The organism is Neobacillus sp. YIM B06451, from assembly GCF_032667185.1.
Taxonomy (GTDB): Bacteria; Bacillota; Bacilli; order Bacillales; family Cytobacillaceae; genus Bacillus_D.
This window is the reverse complement of the sequence record NZ_JAVFKJ010000014.1, coordinates 97,321-118,088: the sequence shown is the minus strand read 5'-3', so window position 1 is coordinate 118,088 and position 20,768 is coordinate 97,321. Positions and strand designations below refer to the sequence as shown.

General features: G+C 33.2%; 26 protein-coding genes. 4 read left to right on the top strand and 22 right to left on the bottom strand.

What is annotated here, in order from left to right; translation table 11 throughout:
- Positions 1 to 107: 107 nt before the first annotated feature.
- Positions 108 to 716: a hypothetical protein gene (locus RB160_RS19330; protein ID WP_316572075.1), complete on the bottom strand. Its 609-nt coding sequence runs from the start codon at positions 714 to 716 to the stop codon at positions 108 to 110.
- Between the two features lie 205 nt (positions 717 to 921).
- Between RB160_RS19330 and RB160_RS19325 the strand changes: the two genes are divergently transcribed.
- Complete coding sequence (locus RB160_RS19325; RefSeq protein WP_316572074.1) at positions 922 to 1,329, top strand: DUF3888 domain-containing protein; 408 nt, start codon at positions 922 to 924, stop codon at positions 1,327 to 1,329.
- Between the two features lie 145 nt (positions 1,330 to 1,474).
- Here RB160_RS19325 and RB160_RS19320 read toward each other — a convergent pair whose 3' ends face one another.
- The 3 genes from RB160_RS19320 to RB160_RS19310 all read right to left on the bottom strand — a co-directional run bounded on the left by RB160_RS19320 (position 1,475) and on the right by RB160_RS19310 (position 4,321).
- Positions 1,475 to 2,074, bottom strand: a complete 600-nt coding sequence (locus tag RB160_RS19320) for a hypothetical protein (protein WP_316572073.1) — start codon at positions 2,072 to 2,074, stop codon at positions 1,475 to 1,477.
- 787 nt (positions 2,075 to 2,861) lie between these two features.
- Positions 2,862 to 3,239, bottom strand: a complete 378-nt coding sequence (locus RB160_RS19315; protein WP_316572072.1) for a hypothetical protein — start codon at positions 3,237 to 3,239, stop codon at positions 2,862 to 2,864.
- Positions 3,240 to 3,601: 362 nt separating this feature from the next.
- Complete coding sequence (locus tag RB160_RS19310; RefSeq protein WP_316572071.1) at positions 3,602 to 4,321, bottom strand: hypothetical protein; 720 nt, start codon at positions 4,319 to 4,321, stop codon at positions 3,602 to 3,604.
- A 439-nt stretch (positions 4,322 to 4,760) separates the two neighbouring features.
- Here RB160_RS19310 and RB160_RS19305 point away from each other — a divergent pair, with 439 nt between their 5' ends.
- Entirely contained in the window at positions 4,761 to 5,228 is a 468-nt protein-coding gene (locus tag RB160_RS19305) for a hypothetical protein (protein WP_316572070.1), read from the top strand.
- 277 nt (positions 5,229 to 5,505) lie between these two features.
- Here the strand turns inward: RB160_RS19305 and RB160_RS19300 are convergent, their stop codons facing one another.
- Both RB160_RS19300 and RB160_RS19295 read right to left on the bottom strand, forming a co-directional pair.
- Entirely contained in the window at positions 5,506 to 5,892 is a 387-nt protein-coding gene (locus tag RB160_RS19300) for a hypothetical protein (RefSeq protein ID WP_316572069.1), read from the bottom strand.
- A gap of 194 nt (positions 5,893 to 6,086) precedes the next feature.
- Entirely contained in the window at positions 6,087 to 6,626 is a 540-nt protein-coding gene (locus RB160_RS19295; RefSeq protein ID WP_316572068.1) for a dihydrofolate reductase family protein, read from the bottom strand.
- A 367-nt stretch (positions 6,627 to 6,993) separates the two neighbouring features.
- Here RB160_RS19295 and RB160_RS19290 point away from each other — a divergent pair, with 367 nt between their 5' ends.
- On the top strand, positions 6,994 to 7,638 hold the full coding sequence (locus tag RB160_RS19290) for a hypothetical protein (protein ID WP_316572067.1): 645 nt from the start codon (positions 6,994 to 6,996) through the stop codon (positions 7,636 to 7,638).
- Positions 7,639 to 8,431: 793 nt separating this feature from the next.
- On the opposite strand, the gene RB160_RS19285 is transcribed toward RB160_RS19290, so the two are convergent.
- The 6 genes from RB160_RS19285 to RB160_RS19260 form a co-directional block, all read right to left on the bottom strand.
- Positions 8,432 to 8,818: a hypothetical protein gene (locus RB160_RS19285; protein WP_316572066.1), complete on the bottom strand. Its 387-nt coding sequence runs from the start codon at positions 8,816 to 8,818 to the stop codon at positions 8,432 to 8,434.
- Positions 8,819 to 9,391: 573 nt separating this feature from the next.
- Positions 9,392 to 9,700: a hypothetical protein gene (locus RB160_RS19280; protein ID WP_316572065.1), complete on the bottom strand. Its 309-nt coding sequence runs from the start codon at positions 9,698 to 9,700 to the stop codon at positions 9,392 to 9,394.
- 124 nt (positions 9,701 to 9,824) lie between these two features.
- Positions 9,825 to 10,058 (bottom strand): hypothetical protein, encoded by a 234-nt coding sequence (locus tag RB160_RS19275; RefSeq protein WP_316572064.1) that lies wholly within the window; start codon positions 10,056 to 10,058, stop codon positions 9,825 to 9,827.
- Positions 10,059 to 10,705: 647 nt separating this feature from the next.
- Positions 10,706 to 11,281, bottom strand: coding sequence for a hypothetical protein (locus RB160_RS19270; RefSeq protein WP_316572063.1), 576 nt, complete (start codon positions 11,279 to 11,281; stop codon positions 10,706 to 10,708).
- A 485-nt stretch (positions 11,282 to 11,766) separates the two neighbouring features.
- The gene (locus RB160_RS19265) at positions 11,767 to 12,222 is read right to left on the bottom strand and encodes a hypothetical protein (protein ID WP_316572062.1); all 456 of its coding nucleotides are present in this window, start codon (positions 12,220 to 12,222) and stop codon (positions 11,767 to 11,769) included.
- A gap of 326 nt (positions 12,223 to 12,548) precedes the next feature.
- A complete protein-coding gene (locus RB160_RS19260; RefSeq protein ID WP_316572061.1) occupies positions 12,549 to 12,968 on the bottom strand; it encodes a hypothetical protein in 420 nt (139 codons plus the stop codon).
- A gap of 735 nt (positions 12,969 to 13,703) precedes the next feature.
- On the opposite strand from RB160_RS19260, the gene RB160_RS19255 reads away from it, so the two are divergent.
- Positions 13,704 to 14,042, top strand: coding sequence for a YolD-like family protein (locus tag RB160_RS19255; RefSeq protein ID WP_316572060.1), 339 nt, complete (start codon positions 13,704 to 13,706; stop codon positions 14,040 to 14,042).
- A 53-nt stretch (positions 14,043 to 14,095) separates the two neighbouring features.
- On the opposite strand, the gene RB160_RS19250 is transcribed toward RB160_RS19255, so the two are convergent.
- From RB160_RS19250 to RB160_RS19210, 10 genes are all read right to left on the bottom strand, one after another.
- Positions 14,096 to 14,650, bottom strand: coding sequence for a hypothetical protein (locus RB160_RS19250; RefSeq protein ID WP_316572059.1), 555 nt, complete (start codon positions 14,648 to 14,650; stop codon positions 14,096 to 14,098).
- A gap of 80 nt (positions 14,651 to 14,730) precedes the next feature.
- Positions 14,731 to 15,681: a CBASS cGAMP-activated phospholipase gene (locus RB160_RS19245; RefSeq protein ID WP_316572058.1), complete on the bottom strand. Its 951-nt coding sequence runs from the start codon at positions 15,679 to 15,681 to the stop codon at positions 14,731 to 14,733.
- A gap of 58 nt (positions 15,682 to 15,739) precedes the next feature.
- Positions 15,740 to 16,105, bottom strand: a complete 366-nt coding sequence (locus tag RB160_RS24125; protein ID WP_483870183.1) for a type II CBASS E2 protein — start codon at positions 16,103 to 16,105, stop codon at positions 15,740 to 15,742.
- Positions 16,106 to 16,137: 32 nt separating this feature from the next.
- A complete protein-coding gene (locus tag RB160_RS19240; protein ID WP_316572057.1) occupies positions 16,138 to 17,145 on the bottom strand; it encodes an SMODS domain-containing nucleotidyltransferase in 1,008 nt (335 codons plus the stop codon).
- A gap of 220 nt (positions 17,146 to 17,365) precedes the next feature.
- Positions 17,366 to 17,596: a hypothetical protein gene (locus tag RB160_RS19235; protein WP_316572056.1), complete on the bottom strand. Its 231-nt coding sequence runs from the start codon at positions 17,594 to 17,596 to the stop codon at positions 17,366 to 17,368.
- A gap of 4 nt (positions 17,597 to 17,600) precedes the next feature.
- A complete protein-coding gene (locus tag RB160_RS19230; RefSeq protein ID WP_316572055.1) occupies positions 17,601 to 17,771 on the bottom strand; it encodes a hypothetical protein in 171 nt (56 codons plus the stop codon).
- 302 nt (positions 17,772 to 18,073) lie between these two features.
- The gene (locus RB160_RS19225) at positions 18,074 to 18,520 is read right to left on the bottom strand and encodes a hypothetical protein (protein WP_316572054.1); all 447 of its coding nucleotides are present in this window, start codon (positions 18,518 to 18,520) and stop codon (positions 18,074 to 18,076) included.
- 423 nt (positions 18,521 to 18,943) lie between these two features.
- Positions 18,944 to 19,363: a hypothetical protein gene (locus tag RB160_RS19220; protein ID WP_316572053.1), complete on the bottom strand. Its 420-nt coding sequence runs from the start codon at positions 19,361 to 19,363 to the stop codon at positions 18,944 to 18,946.
- 386 nt (positions 19,364 to 19,749) lie between these two features.
- The gene (locus RB160_RS19215; RefSeq protein ID WP_316572052.1) at positions 19,750 to 20,232 is read right to left on the bottom strand and encodes a hypothetical protein; all 483 of its coding nucleotides are present in this window, start codon (positions 20,230 to 20,232) and stop codon (positions 19,750 to 19,752) included.
- Positions 20,233 to 20,525: 293 nt separating this feature from the next.
- Positions 20,526 to 20,741 carry a hypothetical protein gene (locus RB160_RS19210; RefSeq protein WP_316572051.1) on the bottom strand — a complete coding sequence of 72 codons (216 nt, stop codon included), beginning with the start codon at positions 20,739 to 20,741 and terminating at the stop codon, positions 20,526 to 20,528.
- Between the last annotated feature and the right edge of the window lie 27 nt (positions 20,742 to 20,768).

Sequence of the window (20,768 nt, the reverse complement as noted above, 5' to 3'; positions counted from 1 at the left end):
CATACTCCACCACAGAAAATGTAAGAAAATATCGTTCTTACATGGTAGTTGAATTAGATTTTAATGATCTCTATTTCCCCATTTGATTGGAAGGCGTAAAAAATCCTTTAATCTTCTTCCTTTTTAGATTGTTCTACTATATTGTATAACCGCATCTTCCAAATATTTTTTTCTTTTTTCAGTGCATAAGCTACACTGTGTTTCGAAGTCCCATAACTAATTTCAATAACAACAGCCAGCTCTTCCTCTTTTTTTGTATTTTCATCTACTCTAATTGCATCGTAAAATCTAAATTTCAAATAATTATCTTCTAATTGTGGAGATAAATACTCTCTATATTCGTTTATAAATATTTCTAGGGAAGGCAGATTACCGTCGTTATATGTTATATCATAAATTCTATCAACATTGTGATTGAAAACTAAGTTCATAAAAACCATAACAATCTGCTCAGGTGTGAATTCTATTAAATGATTTGTATTTCCACTTTGTATAAAACGGTTGTACTCGACTAATTTATCCTCAGGTAAATTTTCCAGATAGGTAAAATCATATCTATTATCAAGAAGTGTTGTAACTGGTTTATTTTGTATAATTTTTTCTGGTATTATTACATTTTTACTTTTTATCTCTTTTTCCCTAATTGCATTATTCGGGGAACAACCAGTTGTTGTTAAAGACCCACACAACAAAATTATGAAAAATATACGGCTCAAATAATCTCCCCTTTTCATTATTTCTTTCAATTTAATCTGTTTGTTATTTGTAAACAATATATGAAATTATCTTGGGCATATGAAATTAACCTGCACCGTATGCTTAATAAGGATTTAAACAAAAATGGCGATAATTCATATTGGATCATCGCACCCCTTAGCTTAATAAAATATCTTTAAATGTTCATTATAAGGAGAAACTGGAATGGAGGGTTTTTATGAAAAAAGGGCTTTTAATTTTGATTGCCTTCTTAAATTTTTTCTCTTATTCACCCGTAAAGCAGAAACCACAACTAAAAATGACTTAAACTTTCGTGATGACTTGATTTTCGTTTTGCTTACCCCTTTAATCGATAAAGAAATCGATAAACATTATGGCAAAGTCAAACAGTATTATTGTGCTAAAATTCTTAAAATCAAGAAATTACAACAAGGCAGTTACTTATTTGATGTCACGGTGCAGGTAAGGACTTTTGAAGGTGCTCACAATCCCCCATATGATTTAGTAAGTATCACTTTAAGCAATAGAAATCCCTTGGAGTGGCGTGTGATGAATTACAACAGTAAAAGGTTAAAGCCGAACGAACTAACTAAATGCAGGCATCCTTTGTAAAAGGGTGCTTTTTCTTCGTTTTTTATTCAACTAACCTCCCCCGTTTGTTCAATAAGGAATTTAACAAAAGTGCGGAAATCCTTCCTGGATTATTGCACTCATAAGTGTAGGTATACAATTTAAGGATTTTAACCATTGGCTCAATTTACTTTACAAAATTCATTATTATTTCTAGTCCTGTTGGTTTTTCTTTAAAGGGAGCTTTCTTTTCCCTAAATATAAACTTCATACCAGAAATATCATCAGGTAACGGAGGCGAAACAACGAAGTTATAATTTATGTGACCTTCGGTACCTCCTCCGAAAGTACCTCTACAATCATATTCCTCACCAATCCATAATTCCCAAAAACTGTGTCGGTGAAATCTGTCTTCATCATCGGCTTCCCAATCAATGTTGAAATTCACAACACTTGCATTTGCATATTGTCGAATGAATGTAACTGAATATAGACATTGTTCCTTTTCTACTGACTTTAAGACTGGTATATAATTTTGAAAATTGGTTGGTTCCACCCGCGGTCGAAAACGATCATCATTTTCTAGAACACCAAAAAGCGACTTTAATAGGTCCTCATAAAGGTCATACTTTTCTGCCCATTTTGAAATATTCTCTAGTGGTGGAAAACCTGGGTTATTGTTTGTCGTATCTTTTCTTTGCTTTAATAGAGAACATAATTGCTCATCAATTGGGTATAAACGTTCGTCATAATGCTCGGTCGGTCGCTCAAATGGTATTCTATTCATTCCATTCTCACCTCAAGTAATATTAGTTACCTATATATTAACATATTTTGGAATAAAAAGTTGTGCATCTTTGTTAGACTAACCTGCCTCACCTGATCATGATGAGATTCAACAATAAATGCCGCCTTTTATGGCAGCAAGAAATAAATCACTATTATTTATAGGAACAGCTTTTTTAATTAATTTGCTGTTACCAGAAGCATAAACCATTAAGAAGTTTTCCAAGTTATACAACTAAAGAGGGAAAATACTTTTGATATATTTTAAAGAATAAATGGAGGAGAATTTTATTAAAATTTTATTTAAAAGTGCAAGAAAATTAAAATGATTTCGTCTATATGTTAGTAAGAAATTTGGGGGAGCTACATTGTCAAAACAGTGGGTTGTTTCAATACGCTGAAAGTAATATTGGAGGGAAAATTTAGTGAAAGTCGAGAACAATTTTACCATTCTAAATAATGAGCTTAAATTATTTCCAAAATTCAAAATGAAGATGAAAAAACAAAACCAAATTTTTAATAAAGTGGTAAAAATCGAATTACAAAACGAGACAAATCTTACTTCATTTAACCTTCTCCGTTTGCTTAACAAACACGATAAGAATTAAACAACACGGATTTATGTCCAACTGAGCGACAGACCTTGGCAGGAGTTTTATCAAAAATGTTTCTATACACCGCCCCTTATCCGTTGCTCTCGTGCTCTATCCGTTATTCAAATAAATAGTACCACCTTGTTTTGCAGCACAATCTAAAGTCCTTCTACCCGTACCGCAATAGTGAAAATCCTATCGTTTCTTTATTGTTATAACAGAAAAATCGCCTTTTGGGTTATCATTATTAAGCGTGATTTCCAGGGTTCGATTTTTTTTAGATGTATTTAGAACGGTAACAATAATAACAATTTCGTATATTTTTGCTGGTTTTAATTCTTCGGAGGGTTCTGGAACAGTTCCCTTTTTTATCGAGACTATCTTCGGACCTTCAAATTGTGGAAAAGTAACTTCATAATTTTGTTTTACTGAGTTTACTATTTGTTTATGGAAGTGTAATAACAATATTTCTTCCAAGTCCGTTTGACTAATTTGATTTTTTTCTGCTTTAGTGTGAATAATAAAACTCAAGCTAAATAACATTAAAATTATTATTACTCTGATATTCTTCACTACCCATTACTCCTTTTTCTTATTAAGGAGTAGTTTTACTTTGTATCAAACTATTTATACCCAAAACAGCTTAGTTCATTTTTACTTTTATATCGGTATTGTTCATTATTTCTTCAACAAACTTGCCGAGTTTGCTTAATAAGGATTTCAACAAAAAGGGCGGTTAATCCTTCCTGGATCAACGCACCCTTTAGTTTAAGTACATTTGTTCACAATCTTCTCGCTAAACAGCCTAAAAAAGGGCTATGTCTTGTTTAAGCATCGCATCCGTTAATTGACTAAGCACATCTCTTTATATTCACATTAAATTCCGTATTGTGTACCAACTTAATGCCCTAGGATTATTGTAGTAGTAGTCACTTTTATGGCTTAAGTGGTTCTGCCTCATTAAATGTAATTGATTCAGCTTTATACATCTTTCCATCCCAATTGTATTTAACTGTTAGACTGCCTAAATAAGCCTCAGGGATAGTTACGAATACATTTGTTGAGCCATAGAGGATACCATCTTTAGGCTCATAATCTTCAATTGTACCTACTCCAGGAGTGTCAACAGGAGTTTGGAATCCAAACTTTAAATAGTTCACTACATATTTCTTTTTGCCAATTTTAACTCTGATTTCATTACCTTTTCGTTCCATTTTCACAAGTCGCTTAACGGCATCATTAATGGATTCAACTGGTACTTCTTCGTATCTTTGGTAAGGGTCATGTACTTGATTTAAAACATGGATTTCTTTTGTCGATAATGACACACCTGCTCCAGAAATCAAACCGACTATAACATCCTTTAACCCATCGCTATTAATATCCTCATTAAATAATTGAGGACCGAACTTGGAATTATACCAGTTTGGGAAGTTGTATAATAATTCTCCACCAACATCGCTAACTCCACCGCCAATTTGAACGGTAAAGTTTCTAGTAGCAGTACCATCTACTTTATCTGCTATTAAAAAGATATTTTCATACCATTTATCAGATATGATGTGTGATATAACAAGCCTATCGACTGCGTAGGCTTTCCCTGTATCCCATAACAAAAGAGCCATTAACAATATTAAGATATATTTCTTCATCATCTTCACCCCTTTTTTTAATATCCCCAAAAAAGAGTGACCTATAAGTGTTAATGAGGATTTCGAAAACGTCATTTTTAAATGCTAATTTTTTAATTAACCTGTCCCGTATGTTCAATAAGGAATTCAACAAAAAAGGGCGATAATCTTTCCTGGACATCGTACCCGCAATAAATAAGGTTCATGACGAGAGGCATAAATATTTCCTAAATCAGCTTTAAAGTATCTTTCAGCACAGCTTGTTAAAGGGAACAAAAGTAAAAAAACATTAATAATCACACCATGTTAGCATTAGAAACCAGACTTAATTTTTCAAATGCTCAAAAAAACGGACCATTTTGCAGGTCGTATGGAATTTTATGTTAATATGAAATAGTAATCAAAAAAAAATAAATGAGATATGAGTCTCTTTTACGTCTATATTATAATAGGAGGGATAAAAGTGAAGAAAAAATCAGCTTTATTTTGTTTGTTTTTAGTGTCATTATTTTTTATAGCTGCGTGTTCAACGGAAACTGAGAAAAAATCGATAGAAACTGAAAAACAAACAATTGATAATTGGGAACAAAGAAATGAATATGTAAAAGACGGGAAAGTGTTATTACAAGTTTTCCCAGACCCCGCTCTCTATGCTGGTAAACCGTTTGGATATATATTTCATTTCACGGCACCTTTTGAGACTTTTAGAGGAAAAGAATTAGCTATTTATGCCTACCATAAACAAACGGGAGAGAAAATCACAGCTCTATCGCCAGAAAAAATAAAAGAGCCGACATCTGGCTACTCTACTTTAGAACGCTTTACTGCTACCTTTTCAGTTCCTAGAAGCGGATTATGGCGTTATGAAGTAGTATTAGACGGAAAATTTTATGCTGATGTAGTTTTTGCAGTTAAAAACAAAGAAATGTAATTGTATCCTTTAAAGCTTAAACAGCAACTGATTCTCTTCAGTTGCTGTTTTTATTTTACTCACCAATCATGTCTATTTTGTAATATGGGGTCAATTTTTAATTGATTTGATTTTTTCTTGTACAAAGTCACACCAAATACACATTTAATAATCACGACATCTCCTCCTGTTTTTCAACAAACCTGCCCCGTTTGCTCAATAAGGAATTCAACAAAAAAAGGGTGCTAATCCTGCCTGGATGAACGCACCGTTAGTTTAGGGATATGAAATATAAGTATTAATTTTCAATTCGAATTTCTGAAATGACTTTTCCTGCTTTATCATTAATCTCTACGTTATAAGAGATACCCACGACATCTTGTTGATTTAGTTGAGTTAGTTTCTCCGTTATCTGGTTGGCAAATGTTACGGCCTTATTCACATCTAAACTATCTAAAGTTGTGGCTATAACAACTCTGCCGTTTTGGAGTTTTATTTCACTAATTTCTTTGTTATCCTTAAAATTTTCCTTTATTTCATTAATAAGTCGAGTCAATTCCTTACTTTCCGATGTTCTATTAATTGTTCTTACGGGTTCGTCTTGGTTAATCTTGACTAATATTAGACAAACCAGAAGAATTAAACTAATGATAACAACAATTCTTGCCAATATTTTTTTACTCAATATAGACTCCCCCTCATTGAAGGATATGTCAAAGGATATGTAATAAGCTATAAAAGTTTAACTATCCTGCACCGTTTGCTTAATAAAGATTTCAACAAAAAGGGCGGTTAATCCTTCCTGGATTAACGCACCCGTTAGTGCAATAAGGAACGAGCTTCTATTAGCTGATTTAATTGATTCCCTCTGGGTGCCCCTTACTTTAACTCATAGTGTAATTCAGCAAGTTGCTTGCAATGCTTTACATCTAACAGTTTCAACTCATTCTCTATCTCACTCGGTAAGAATAGTGGAATCCCGCGCCCCAAGATGGTTGGGGCGAACTGAATATAAAATTCATCAACAAGCCTTTCTTGAAGAAGAGGGTAAAGAACCTCTCCACCACCGACAATCCATATCCGTTTCCCTTTTTCCTCTTTTAATGACTTTGTAAAATTGACAATATCGTCATTAACGAATTTGACATTATTATCAGAACCAGTTAATGAACGAGAAAACACATAACACTCCCTACCCTTATTATATGGAAAGCCATCATCAGGTAGATTAAGCACGATTTGCTCATAAGTTTTTCTGCCCATTAAAACAATATCAATAGTAGAAAAGAACTCCGTAGCACCAATTTCTTCTTCACCTTCTGTACCTAATAACCAATCTAATGAATGGTCATCTCTCGCTAGATAGCCGTCTAAACTTACAGCACCATAAAACACCAACTTAGTCTTACTATTATTCATTCAACTACACCCCTTCACCTAGGAATGAAACATTTGTTCGTTTTTAATGTAAGGCATAACACATCACTATTCAACTCTTCTGCCCGTTCGTTTAATAAGGATTTCAATAAAAAAGGCATTTAATCCTGCCTGGATTAACGCCCCCTTCAGTTTTACAAGCTTTTCTTTTTCATTTTAATGATCAGGATAGTAAATAGGAATTCAACAGTAACACCCCCCCATACCCATCGGAGCAAGGATTAGGTTCAATTATTTATCCCGAGGTAAAGTGTTAGCTCCCTAAGGGGAGTATATTTTTGGAGGATATACGGACTTTTTCCACAACTAACTTTATATGATATTTGTTATTTTATAGGAGGGCGGTATTATGATTTTTTTTAGAAATAATTCCAAAAGTAAAGGTAAAGTAAATGATTCTTCAACAAATTTAACTGATGTGGAAAGTATTGAATCCAATGGAAAATCGACTAATGATTATAAAATGAAAGATATGTTATGGAGAAACTATGATTTGAATATAATTCGGGCTAACGAAATAACAATTGAAGTTTATCGTGAGTCTAAAATAAAAGAAGGATGGGAAGTCCCTTCTACCTTTATTGGCATTCGAATTTTTGAAGATGGTACTTTAAAGGAAAATGTAATTGTACATAGTTTTGCAGATTACGGCTTATTTAGTTATACGGCTGCATTTAGACACTCTACAAGTGCAAAGTTAGCACTCGATATTGCGGACTCCATAGCTAATATCATTCTTTTTGGACAAGAATTTTATGATTATAAAATTAAAAAAAGATTTGTTTCAAAATCTCATATCTATTTATTAAAAATTCCAGCTGAATATGAAATTGATATGCCTAAGCCTGACCAGTATTGTGAAAAAATTTTAGAATTAGAGATAAAAATATATGATTTATACAAAAAAAAGGCGATGAACCCAAAAATTGATATTACCGAAGAAAAGGAAAAAATAGATGTCGAATTTAAAAAACATATCGAAAATCATTGTTAATTGTGTAGTTATAAACATTACAATAAGAGTCCTAATTGCACCCTTTTGTGTAAGTTAATTGAATTTTATTACTCCTTAACCGACCCGTTATACCTAGCAATAAAAAGCCATATATCAATCTGATAATCAGAGGGAAAGGTGACGCCTGCTTTTGCCCCCCTGTAAAAATTAATACCACAAAAATAACTACTCGTTCCTTGGATACATAATCAAAAAACAATCCGCCCTTGAGCCTGGTAAGCAAGGGAGCGGATTGTTTTTTTGTGGGGTTACCCAACAATAATCTTTCCGCTAGAAAATCTAATTTAGATGGGTAACTAGATATAACGGCTGTTTGTTTTTATTATAACAAAAATTAACCAAAATAGCCTCCAATATATTAGATAAGTAAACGAAGTAGTATTTTTTGGGATATTCGTTTGGTATATAATTTGGAACATTAAAATCAAATGGACGGTAAATAGCATTACAAAGCAACTTTGTTTTTCATTATTTTATGTTGATTTGCTTTAATATCAAACATTTTCAGGCTACTCTCAAAACAGATTTTTACAATATACGAGTGCTCTTCTTGTCCAATTTTTTCTCTTTGATTGCTTGAAACCTTTTCTATCCAATTCAAAATTTTCTTTTATTATAAAACCTCTACTGATCATGTTTAGGCATTGCTTTGTACCCCGTTTACGCAATAGGGGGTTCAAAAAAAGATGTCTTAATCCTATTGGATCAACGCACCTGATAGTTTAATAAGATATAAAAGAAAAACGACATTATTAAAGTCGCTATGAAAAGGTTATTGCTTTTTCAATTTAATACTTTCCCTTTTCTCATCCCATTTAACGGTTATCGTAAACACACTGTCCTCTTGAACAAACGCACAACCACTACACACATCTCCAAAATCATTACTTTTCAAAACGCCTCCTTTTGATAAAGGACCTGTACCTTCGCTAATGCCCGTACTTTCTTCAATACGATATTCAATTAGCTTGCCAGTGACGTTTTTAAGATTCTCTCCTTCATACTTCAATGTGAAATTTTGTTCTTGGGTATCACCTGTTTGAATCACTCTAACCTTACCAGTCCAGTTTTCGCTTTCTCCGTTAAAATATAATGTCTTAGATTGGCAAGCAGACAAAAGGATTACTAAAAAAGTCAGCAAAACAAGGAGTTTTTTCACGTTCCCTTCCCCCTAACCTTTTTCTTATATTTTAACATATAATCCCATAATCAGATTCTTAAACTAACCTGCCCCGTTGTTCAATATGGATTTCATCAAAAAGGTGCCTTAAATCCTGCTTCGATCAAAGCACCCAGGGTGTCACTTTTTAAGGGGGATAGTGGAATGAATCAAGATGATTAAAAAAATAAAAACCCAAGCATTGTATCGAAAATTTATACAACAAGACAAGTACAACGGAAGTAAAAATGCTACACTTGAGGCTATTCTCGTTATATTTATAATAATCATGGTTATTTCTCAATGCAATGCTTCAGGGTTATAAAGTGAATATCTTTTTCTTATTCAATTTAACTACCCCGTTTGTTCCATAAGTAACGAAAAACTCCGCTCTTTGATCGCAACTTATTGAAATTCCTTCGTCTGTATGTGGTAATATGATTTTTAAAGCTCCAAGTTGTGTGTAAGTCTTTATTGAGCTATCTGCCCCATTTATACAATAAGGAAAACAAAAAAGCGCGAAATTCCTTCCAGAATCATCGCACCTGTTAATCCTATAAAAATAAGCGTAATTTAGGATTTACTTTCACTTGAAAATATTAAAAATGCACCAATTATAAAGACAAAGATAAATACTATTACAGCAAGACCGAAAACATAAGGTTTTAAGAAAATGCTTGTAAGAACAAAAGGGATTCCAACCATGGCGGAAATTGACGCAAACTTAGTATAACGGATAAAATTTGAAGAAAGTTCAGGTTCCTCTCGGTACATCCACCTTCTTCCAAATAAAATACTATCTTCTGGACAATTATAAGACCAAATCAAGAATCCATACACTGGAATCATAAAAATTACTGTTATGATAATATCACTTGTCATGCTGTTTCCCCTCCCTCTACCCTAAAATTCAATCACATTACGGTCTAATACTAACCTGCCCCGTAACTTCAATAAGAAAGCGACCCTACGCTATTGAAAAATCGCTTTAGTTAGTTGCAAACGGTTATTGAATTCCTCCAGTGTCTTTATTATCGCCCATTATATAATTTGAACTATCCCCTGGCTTAGTGTTTGGATTGGTTGGAATATGAAAGTTATAATTGTTTTTCTTTCGTTTCAAGTCGATTATTAATGCAAATCCCGAAATGCCGAGAATAAGAATAATAAAAAACCAAATTACAGCCAAATATAAACACCCCTCTCTTACATTATATTCCATAAGGTGATTTGCAGCCATTTTTATTTTATCCTTATAAAAGAAAACTGCCCTGTCAGATCAAGAAGGCTTTTATTTAGATAAATTCGAAATCCACAAAGAATCAGATGTGTTGAGTGAATTCAAAACCCTTAATGCAACCTGGTTATAGTCACCCTCTGCTTTTGCTTTTTCAAAATTAAACCATATTCCATCTTTATCTTCAGATTTTGCTCCTAATCTATATCTTTTATTAATTATGGTGAGCTGTTATTTTGTTTGGTGGAATGTGTTCACCCCAGGGCTCTGTAATACCGTTTAACGGGGAAACAGTTAACTCCACTATAAAAGTTCCTCCCCATTTGTTAAATTGGAAAGTTATTAAATCTATATATTGTTATTTACTCGTCTTAAATGGAGGAACGAACATTTAAATCCTTGGCCCCTTAGTATAGGGATAACTACTTTTTTCAACGCATTGTCCATCATTTTCCTGTTATCTGATGGCATTTTTCCTCAACCTTTTTGGTGTTGGTTGTTAAACAGTAAATATTGGATATAGGAATGTATAATTCGTTCTCCGAATCAGTCGTATTGGGAGGTCGTAGCGTTATGGTCAATGACGCTGCATATTAGTCATTAAGAAATCAAAAAGAGGTGCCTTTATCCGTCTGGATCAATGCACCTCTTTATTGAAAAAATCTTTTATTCAATTCAGCAGAATAATCAATTGAGTTCGCTATCTGGACTAATGTTTCGGGAGTAACCTTATCAGAAACCCTTTTATCAACACTAAATATATATTGCCAATTGTCTCTTTCAAAAACCAGTAAATTAAAACCAGAAAAGTTCATATACTTTGCTTCATTGCCGTTCTTTAAATTATAGACTTGTAAAACGTATTTATCTTTAAGTGTTATTTTATGCTTAACTGGTCTGACATCAATTTTAAAATGATTTTCGGGTGATATATCACTTATAAATACCATGTTAAATGAGTCATTAATATCACCATCCAAATTATTAAATCTGCCGAAATGGTGAGTAAATGTTATAGGCGGAACTCTTAGTGGCAATTTCAGTTTTTGGTTAAAATGATGTTCAAAATCTCTTTTCGCCTCATGAACGGTTTTATATCCCATTTCAGGAAAAATCTTTTCATATGCATCGGGTTTGTCATTTTTACTTGCATAGATGGTTCCACTATTGATCCCATAAATTAATACAGCCAATAAGGACAATAAAAAGGGAAATCTTATTTTCAAAGCTCTCACCCTAAACTTATATTTAAGTATAGTTTGTCCAAGTAAATAACAAATATTCTTATTCAATAATAAGAACAACAATAGCAATGTTGTTTTCTTCGACTCCCAACCCAGGCAAGAAAATATTTCCTTTTAAATTGAATTCTTTTAGAGTTATAAATCGTCTAAAGGGGTAATCGGATGGGGGTGAAACAAATGGACTGGTTCAAAACACACATGAAACTTATATTTAAATTGTCCCTTAACACTAAAGAATCTTCATTATCTGAATCTGAAAAACAAGATATACGAAACAAAATCTATAACATTAAAATCTCTAATCATCAAAAGGAGTAATATGAATATAAAAAAGCAGTTTACCAGACGATAAAAGTCCGTCGCAACGATATTTTTAAAACTGCCTAACCTGCCCCTTTAGCTCATTAAGGATTTCAACAAAAAGGTGCCTAAATCCTTACTGGATCTACGCACCCGCCTAGAGTTTTTTATTGTCGTACCTTATGGTAAGAATTGATTAATTTAATTTCTTTTTCAGATTTACCTGATTCTGGGCAAAACGGAAGAAAATTTGCATTAATTGCATAAATAAATGTATCTGCTGCCTTTATTTCTTTTTTATCGTCAATAATTACTTTTTCATAGGGCAAGAAGACTCTTACAACATGAGTGTAGGTTCTATCGGTGCTGGGTTTAATATCTTTAATCCAGATTCGAATTTTTTCTAGTTTTGGACCTTCCCAACCTACTGATTTTGCTTTGTATTTTTTAATATAATAATCTGATGCATCATGTACCATCCATGTGTGAAGTACCTGATATATAAACGTCTTTGATGCGAACTCTTTTACTTCCACTTCTTTTCCTGTTTCGATTAATTCAGAAGCTGATGCATTTCCGACGATAAGGAAAAATACCATGACCAACATTAACGGTACTTTCATAATATTCACCCCATACTTTTTATATCGTTAGGATTGCCTAAATGATACTTTTTATTCCATCGTATATCTAATGCATCTACTGGCCCCTAAAACCCACCTCTTTTTGTAATGGGTTTCGTTTTGGGAGAAGAAAATGTTATTTGATTGAAAAAAAACAGATGTATTAGAAAGCATAAGGAGTAATATAACATTACAAATACATTAAAAAACGGCTCAGTATGAGCCATCTTTTATAACTGCATTCAACTAGCCCGACTGTACCTTTATAAAAAAATCAACACAATTAAAGAATACCGTTTAATATTCAAAGTTTATTATTGGACATTTTAATCCCTAATAAAATCACTGAAGATTTTATTTCGAATAGCTATCATAAGTGCGGGAAGCAGAAATCCCATGGGTAACAGAATACTAACTAGGTTAAGACCTACTTTCGATACACCATATATAAAGGCTAAAGCATAGATAATGAAACATATAATTGCAAATACAAGCAATTCAATTTTATAATAATTTTGCTCCCTTTTTCTCTCTAATGGTAATCTCCTCTGTTTTTCTGTCCGAATTTCATTTATACGAGTCTTCACTTTCTCAATATCTTCCTCGGCCAAGTGTAGTAAGGACGTAACGCCTAAGTCATTTTGAAGATAGTGTTTCGTTTTTGAATCATTTAAAGCTAAGTACCAATTAAGGATATAATCCTCTTTATTTAGTTCCTTATCTTTTTTTTGAGAAATATCTTTCATAATCTTTACCCCCATCGTATTAGTTTTATCACAGAGCCTCTTCCCATATCTTGAACTCGTCTTCAATTTTGTCGAAATATACATCACTTTCACCAAAGCGTCAAAAGACTTTTCAAGTAAGTCCAATTCGCAATGATGAATATAATTAACTTGGATACAATTCATATCTAAATACCAATTGATAAACACTTGATAATGCGGAAGACGGTAGTAATAGTGTAAAGGCTGTTATGAGTTAACAAACCTCTGCAACTTGAAAAATCAAAACTTTCGTACTGAATTCTTTTATTTATTAAAGGTTATTCTTCTTAAAAGCTTCAAGTTACCTTAGCCGATTGGCCACGGTCGACCATCGCTCCTATCTGTGCCGTTTGATCTATTCCAAAAAATTTAGCAACACTTTGAGTAAGGATGAAATTTATACCTTACATAGAACAGATACGTGTCAAATACTTGTATTTATAGTTTAGCGCACAATTTTATTGCAAAAGTAAAAATCATTATCCTTTTTGATATTTCAAAAGCCCAACCAATTTATTGGTTGGGCTTTTCATCTATTATACGTTTCGTGAGAAAACTTATGATTTCCCTTTTTACATACTAAGGATGGGAAATTACGTATTCCTTCGTTCGTTAAATATATTTCTTAAATTTCAACCTATCTCACATGATAGGTTTTTTTATGCTTATAATAAGAACATACGTTCCATTAAATAAAAGAAAGGAGTAATAAACTTGACCATTAGAGACCGCGGTAAATTAAAGTGGCAAACGGCTGCATTCTTACCTGAACACGGGAAAATGCTTAAAGAGATGTGGAAAGAAAATGAACAGATCCAAAAGCCCATTTTGGACGAGTATGCACTCAACAAGATCGAAGATCAAATATGCTTTGCTATGGAGTTCTCATACTTGATTCACATCAAGATTTGGAATGAAGGCGTTTATTGGTGTTTTAAAGGGAGAGTAAATCGTCTTGACGATATTAATAAGATGATTTATTTACAAACCGAGGAAGAGTACATACAAAAAATATCATTTAACGAAATTGTAGAAGTCCATGTCGTACAATAGAAATTTTTGGGTGCGTTCGTCCTAATTAAACAACGCACCCTTTCAAAGAAACTTTAATCAAATAGCTTTTTTAAAACAGGCCGCTTAGGAACTTCAATCTCTACTCTGATAAGTGGCTTTTGGATCAAATCCTCCAACCTCACAAGAATTGACTCAATGTCATTTCGATAAAAATCAGCATTTGGATTTTTAGAACAAATACATAATTGCTCATTCATCATTTTTAGAATATAAACCTCACCAATATTCTCAAGTGTTACTTTATATTTTGTATGACTTTTGAGCACAAGGTTTTGTATGACTTTTTCTATCGCACCCAGTGTTATGAGGCAACAAATAAAAACCACAAAGCCCAATGCAATCGCAAAGTTCCAATCTGCCGTCGCCGCTGTCTTTCCTTTAAACGTCAAGCTCCATAAAATATATAGGTCACCAAAAAGAAAAGCGATTAACCCAGATAGACTAATTAATTTTAAGTAATACAATTTTATCTTCTGCTCATGAGTAAGAAAAACCTGTTCCAAATCCGACTTGGATAATAATGCTTTCCAACTGATTATCGCTGTTACTATGCCAGCAGCTCCTGTGAAAAACTCAAAGACACCCATTTACATAAGTTCTCCTTTAACATTTTCAATATTATGCGAAACAGTTAAAATGGAGCGATTTTTGGAATCGCTCCATCATTCTATTGATAAATTGCATTCGTTTCAAAAAACATGTCCCTAACTCGGTCTCCAACGAAAGTCCTTTCAAACATATGATTCGCTTCTCTAATCATTAAAGAAATATCTTCTTCGTTTGTCGAATCTAGGGGCAGAGCTTGCGATAGAATAGGATTTAAACGAATTAAATTATCGCCAATTAAATATTTTGCGGTATGCCATGCTCCTTTTGATTGTGCTTGCATGGTTAGTTCCACTAAATTTTTCTGCCATGATAGTAGCCCACCAGCTTCAGCAATTTTATTTGGAGCATTATAAATGCTATCCCCAGTGCCGATTGAAAGCACTTTGATTTGTTCCAGTTGGAACCCCATCTTCCTCGCCTCGGCAATTCCAATCAATACTGGATTGTTTGCCCAGAGACCACCGTCAATCTTACACTCATTGTCACCGATACAGGCGGCTGGAAAATAAGTTGGTGCCGCTGACGTTGCCAAGCCTACTTCCCACATATACCGTTCAGCATCCCTTATATAGTCATGTTGATGAGGAGTCTTAAACACTTTTGGCTCCGCTTTATGATGTTCAATTGATGGGATACAAAGCATTGTATTGGCATCACGGATTTTCTTGTCAGCAAACTTTTCAATTAATAATTTTTTTAAAGGTTCGTTATCATATGTTGCACTTATTCCTAACCCTTCGAATTTTTTTATCGGAACTTTTGATTTCTTTGTACCGAATATTTTTGCACCTTCATTGATGTATAAGTTTGCAATCTCCTCTGCTCTCATTCCAGATGCTAGCCCTAGGCAAATGATTCCTCCAGTTGATGTTCCCGCTAATAAATCAAAGTGCTCATGGATAGGTTCCCCAATGACTTCTTCCACTTGCTTTAAAAAACGAGCAGGAATTATTCCTTTCATCCCTCCGCCATCAATGGACAATATCTTAAAAGTACCTGGCTCTTTCATTTGCCAGTCCCCATTTTTATAAGACTCCCAATTTACCATTTTCTAATTCCCTTCTTTTTCATATAGGACCATGCGGCGCTTCCTTTCCCCACCATACACCCTCTTCAAGCCAAACCGTATAGAAGTACAACCATTCACATGTCCAGGGAATGATTGTGTCCGCAATAAGCATGTCAGGTTTATAGCTTTTATCGTTAGGATGGTAAAGGCACAACGATTTGTCACTATAACGGTGTGGAGCATTTTTTAAAACCTCTGGTTCTAAAACAAAAACTTTTGGGCTGTATGGGTCATATTGTACTTTTACTGTATATATCGGAAAATTTGGGTCGGGTTGCAATTCCCCGACCCAAAAGATGTCCTGATGACTGTTTTTATACAGTGTAAAAGATGAAAATTTTTTTCCAATGGCAAAATCCTGCATTCCAAGATTAGTAGTTTTAGTGCGGGTAAATCTCATTTTTCACCATAAAAACGATGATCTCTGAGCTTTGTCCCTTGTTCTGTGTTCAACAAACCTATTGAAGAAACCTTGACTGCACCTTGTTTGATTTTATCCGCCATGTCTTTCGCTTCGCCTAACTCCGATGGGAAGTAAGACTTGCCAAAGATGTCCTGCCACTTTTCTATGCTGCTATCTTTATCGGTATCATTCATTGCATCTTCTGCATCCTCTTTGAGTTTTTTCACCTTTTTAAGGAAACGCTTAGCCTTTTCAGTATCCCAATTTCGCGCAAGGTTCTCATCTTCAAGGGAAGGATTTTCAACAAATATTTCCTCATCATCAACCAGTATTTCCAATTCATCGATTAGTGAATTCAATGTCTCAACCAACGATTCCGCAATGGAACTCTTCTTTACAAAAGAATTCCCGATTAATGTCGTTAATAATATGGATTTTGGAGCTGTATCTTCCCCAACCTTTTCGCCTTGCCAGTGCTTCATGATTTTAACGATTTTCCCGAAATATTTATCGGATGAATTGTTAATATCATTGCACCAGCTTGTGAATCCTGCTGGATTGGTCTTACACCATTCATTCTCTTTCTTGGATGGAATTTTGATGATTTCTTCAAATGGAATAGATGGAACAATGTCAACGTGGAATCCTTCAGCATATTGAATTCTAACGCAACGGTCTTTCACATTTACTCGATCTTCAAATTCCTTATGGCTTATAACCCTTTCGCCAATCCATTTGAGTGTCTCTTTAGGGTCTTCGCTTTCATCCAAGTCTAATTTCAGAATGGCATCAACATCAAAATCCCCACCGCTTTTTGGTTTTATTCCTGTATGTGTACTGTAAGAACCTTGTGTATAAAAGTCTAAAAACAAATCCTTTAATTCTACATCATCTTTGAAATTATCCTCCCAATGGGACAATGCGCTCTCAATACGGCTTTTCCTTGTTGGATTCAAGGAAATGTTTGCTACGAATTTTTTAAAATGGTCGTTAAGTTTCATTCAATTCTCCTTTGTAATGGTATGTGTATTTAAAAGCTTCATTGTTGTATTAAAATTATGTATATTTTAAATTTTTCACAATATTTATTATAAGCTTATTATCATATTTTGTCCATATATACAGGAATATACGTTCTAATAACACTATATATTGTATGTTAGTGTATTCTTCGCCAATATTTTCAACCAGGATTCTCAATAAAAAAAGCCGCAATTGCGGCTACATAGCATCTGTAAATAACAAGTTTTTATAACACTTTAATTCTCTAAAATCGTTTACAACCATTTCATAAATCTTTCCTTCGCCAATGTTATTTAAGGTCTTTAAGAGTTCTACATTCTCTTCTGCAACTTTGTTGGGTAATAAATCTGCTCTTGAAAATTTATTTAAAATTCGCATTACTTCCGACCGATTTTCGGAATTATTTAAATGGAAAAGATATTTCTCCATTTTCTCACCCCATTCCCATAATTATTATTAAAACTTTGGTTAGATTTGGCCGTTCTAATAATTTCCTTAATTCACTTTCTCTTTCTTTAAATTCAATATTGGATATTAATTTTAAAAAGTCATTTTTTGCATCTTCATCAGCCATTTTTAAAACATTATCATAAATAAATGTCATCCACGTTTTCCCATCTTTTTTCCTTTAACTTATATTGGATTTTTACCTTATGTCAACAAATGTTTGTTTTTTATCAGTTATTCAATAAAACAAAAAACGCCTCATCTCAAAGTAACAGGTTCCGTTTTGAAGTAAAAATTCGAATTAGTAGTGCATTTCGCTCGGTAATTCGCAGTTGAATTAGCCGACAAATTAGCAGTAAAATTACCACGTAAAGAAGCTCGGAGCCATTATGCTTCGAGCTTTTTTATAGTAGCACTTTGTTGAAGATTAGCACCCGTTTGTTGAATAAAGGGACAGTATTATTTTTTCGTTATCCACTCTAGGTCTTCATTCTTAATAACTTTTTCAAGCAGATTTTCATCTGCGACTTTAAAAAAACTATTACCTATTTCCATATCACCTTCGCCAAAATAAATGTAATGAGTTTTTGAATCTGAATAAAATGTAAGCATGTATTCAACGCCAGGAGTTCTATCGTGTTTTTTTAATTTCATATTAGAAGGCTCTTCTAATATTCTTCTAATAGTATTTTCATTAGTTATTGTAGCTGTTTTCTGTATATACCCTTGATTATCGTCTCTTATTGTCCAAAGGATTTCAATTTTATTAACTTGTTCACCATCACTTAGCATATCAGACACGGCTTCTTTATAATTAGTGTATTTCGCTCTATCCAAGATGAATAAAAGTCCAGCCGCTATAATGACAAATCCACATACAACAGCAATAGTTAGTTTTCTTTTCAACCCGTTCCCTCCCCCTTTAATAAGGATATTCTTTAAACTATTCGGAAATGTACTTTATTAAACTATCCTGCCCCGTTAGCTTGGTAACTTTTCTTTTAAGCAACTTTTGAAACGCTGTCGTTCTTCTGTGTCCCTTAACAATTTCCAAACCTTTTTTCTCGATGAGAAATAAGCCTTGAAATCATTGTCTCTTTCAATTATGTCAAGAATGGATGGCTGATGTTCCACTAATTGTTGAAACCAATATTTTTCTTTTACCAATCTTAAATTGCTTTCCAACTTATCTTCCTTCGAAAGGAAGAGGTACTTAATATAAGAGAGAATGTCCTTAAAGATTCCCATATTGCTTCATCGTTTGTCTCCATTTATTTCCTCCATTGATATTTGTTCTTGAACTAAACTTCCCAATTAGTTGAAAATCGATTAACGACTTAATCCATTTACTACATTTTGTATTTTACTGTCTATTTCACTATTTAGGAACTCTTCTTCATAAACATAAAACAGTAACACATTATTAACCTCATATATTTTAAATGAGGAGACAATATCCATACTTGCTGTTTTTTCACGCCAATCTTCCAAACCCTTTTCTCGTTCGTCACTTGAATCATAGATATAAACTAAGACCTTTTTTCCATCTAATTCATAACCAGAAGGTCTAATCCCATTAAGTTTCATTCCAAAAATATGGTCCTCATTGACTTTGATTTTTTTTAGTGACAATTGCTGTTCTTCAAATGAAGTTAGCACTTCTTCCACTGTAATTACATTGGGAGCATTTGTTTGGCAAGCAGTTAATAATAAGACCAGAAACATAAAAGTGAAAGCTAATTTTTTCAATAAATCGCCTCCTTGAATTGTTTGAAGTGAAGATAATTTATATGTCAAATCATTGCTTGTTCAACTAAACTGCCACGTTTGTTCAATAAGGAATTCAAAAAAGGGCGGTAATCCTTCTTGGATCATCACACCCGTTAGTTAAGAAGAAATGTTTGTATTATATTTTTCTGCCTGCTCAAATATCGAATTATCTCTGTTCTCTGTATTCACCCCATCCTTTATATTTACAATCTGTTATATAATATTGTTGATAAATGAACATAAAAATAAGGACCCCTTTATTGGTCACCTTGTTTTAATCCTTTATGGCAGATAAACAGCACGATAGCATAACAAGAAGCACATTAACAAAAAGGAGTTTGAAATGCTACTCCCTTTAACCGTCTTTAAATTGGTACACCATCAACTATTACCTTATTTTCCCAGTCCCGAGTTATTAACAAATCACCAGCATTCAAAACTGTTAATTGACCCTTCTTCTCAATTACCTCGCTTGATTGTTCATCAGATACCTTTAATTTTAAGGTATATTTATAATCTATTGATCCATCGTCCATTTCCTTTTCTTTTTCAAGGAAAACATCTTCTAATTCAATAGTTTTTTTGGTTATCTTTACGAATTCAGGTGCAATTTGGAAAACCTGATTTGCATTTAACTTTTCGAAGGTACCTTTTGATAAGTATTTTTTTACCTTATCCCCAATTTCTATCCCTGAAGGAATGTTATTAGGGTCTTTGAAATTATATTGTTCAGCTTTGTATTCCTTTACAAGTTTTTCAACATCTTCTGTTTTTATTGTTTCATTACTGCAAGCAGCGGAAATTACTCCGATAAGCAAAAAGAAAAGTAAGCCGAGTGTTTTCTTCATAAAGTTCCCCCTTAAATTTATCTTTCATAATCTATACAAAGATAGCACCAAAACCTTATCCCCAATAGAAATCCATTTTCCATTATTATACATAAAAATCAATCTATTCAGTATAATTTTTATAAAAATCTTAAATAATCAATACCCGCCTCTTAGTTCAATAAGGAATTCAACATCAATTAATCAAAGTTCAAATGTATTAACTTAAAGTAAATTATAACACCAAGAAAAAAAGATGTGAGTAGTCTCACACCTTAATCAATAATGGATATAGGTTTACCATTGCTGTCTATTTATACTTTGGGAAACTTGACCTTTTCACCCAAATTGAGACCAGTTGTATACTTAAGTTCTTCTAATAATAGATTCTCACTAATTATTTCATTTTCTTCAAAAACAAGGGCATTTGATAATTCTGTTGTTTCAAATTCCAGATTTTCATTTGTGGCATCTCTATAATAGACACCAGGTCTTATTTCAGCAACAAAAAACCCATAAAGTCCCTCCATTACCGACTTCCTAAATTTGTATATATT

What these genes read in the sequence shown, in the direction of transcription:
- RB160_RS19275 (WP_316572064.1), bottom strand. Translation starts at nt 10,058, where the DNA reads ATGGCTGCAAATCACCTTATGGAATATAATGTAAGAGAGGGGTGTTTA.
- RB160_RS19235 (WP_316572056.1), bottom strand. Translation starts at nt 17,596, where the DNA reads ATGGAGAAATATCTTTTCCATTTAAATAATTCCGAAAATCGGTCGGAA.
- RB160_RS19265 (WP_316572062.1), bottom strand. Translation starts at nt 12,222, where the DNA reads ATGAAAGTACCGTTAATGTTGGTCATGGTATTTTTCCTTATCGTCGGA.
- RB160_RS19310 (WP_316572071.1), bottom strand. Translation starts at nt 4,321, where the DNA reads ATGATGAAGAAATATATCTTAATATTGTTAATGGCTCTTTTGTTATGG.
- RB160_RS19290 (WP_316572067.1), top strand. Translation starts at nt 6,994, where the DNA reads ATGATTTTTTTTAGAAATAATTCCAAAAGTAAAGGTAAAGTAAATGAT.
- RB160_RS19280 (WP_316572065.1), bottom strand. Translation starts at nt 9,700, where the DNA reads ATGACAAGTGATATTATCATAACAGTAATTTTTATGATTCCAGTGTAT.
- RB160_RS19240 (WP_316572057.1), bottom strand. Translation starts at nt 17,145, where the DNA reads ATGAAACTTAACGACCATTTTAAAAAATTCGTAGCAAACATTTCCTTG.
- RB160_RS24125 (WP_483870183.1), bottom strand. Translation starts at nt 16,105, where the DNA reads ATGCAGGATTTTGCCATTGGAAAAAAATTTTCATCTTTTACACTGTAT.
- RB160_RS19325 (WP_316572074.1), top strand. Translation starts at nt 922, where the DNA reads ATGGAGGGTTTTTATGAAAAAAGGGCTTTTAATTTTGATTGCCTTCTT.
- RB160_RS19320 (WP_316572073.1), bottom strand. Translation starts at nt 2,074, where the DNA reads ATGAATAGAATACCATTTGAGCGACCGACCGAGCATTATGACGAACGT.
- RB160_RS19250 (WP_316572059.1), bottom strand. Translation starts at nt 14,650, where the DNA reads ATGGGTGTCTTTGAGTTTTTCACAGGAGCTGCTGGCATAGTAACAGCG.
- RB160_RS19215 (WP_316572052.1), bottom strand. Translation starts at nt 20,232, where the DNA reads ATGAAGAAAACACTCGGCTTACTTTTCTTTTTGCTTATCGGAGTAATT.
- RB160_RS19260 (WP_316572061.1), bottom strand. Translation starts at nt 12,968, where the DNA reads ATGAAAGATATTTCTCAAAAAAAAGATAAGGAACTAAATAAAGAGGAT.
- RB160_RS19245 (WP_316572058.1), bottom strand. Translation starts at nt 15,681, where the DNA reads ATGAAAGAGCCAGGTACTTTTAAGATATTGTCCATTGATGGCGGAGGG.
- RB160_RS19210 (WP_316572051.1), bottom strand. Translation starts at nt 20,741, where the DNA reads ATGGAGGGACTTTATGGGTTTTTTGTTGCTGAAATAAGACCTGGTGTC.
- RB160_RS19295 (WP_316572068.1), bottom strand. Translation starts at nt 6,626, where the DNA reads ATGAATAATAGTAAGACTAAGTTGGTGTTTTATGGTGCTGTAAGTTTA.
- RB160_RS19230 (WP_316572055.1), bottom strand. Translation starts at nt 17,771, where the DNA reads ATGACATTTATTTATGATAATGTTTTAAAAATGGCTGATGAAGATGCA.